1 pseudogene is annotated in these 298 nt (G+C 48.3%); it reads right to left on the bottom strand.

What is annotated here, in order from left to right:
- Nucleotides 1-298, bottom strand: a pseudogene (locus tag P0G09_RS19060) (site-specific integrase); the annotation flags it as partial.

Below are 298 nucleotides of genomic sequence, written 5' to 3' on the forward strand. Positions count from 1 at the left end.
CACCGAAAAGGTCTTTCAGTTCTTCGATGTCAGCCTTTCGCTGTACCAACATTTCCGCTATGGTTTTCGGTAAGAACACCTTGCGGACACTTGTTTTGGTCTTAGGAGTTTTGAGAACCAATGCGGTATGCGTACTGGCGAAGGTCGGCGGGAACTTGAACATGATGTCCTTACCGTCCAGATCTGCCATCGCTTCACGATTTACTCCCTGCAACTCCTTTTCAACGAAGATGCTTGCCTGACCAAGTTCAATACTGGTGGGGGAAATGTCAATACAGTCCCAAGTAAGCCCCAGAAG

It is taken from the genome of Faecalibacterium sp. DFI.5.82 (assembly GCF_029076575.1).
Lineage (GTDB): Bacteria > Bacillota > Clostridia > Oscillospirales > Ruminococcaceae > Faecalibacterium > Faecalibacterium duncaniae.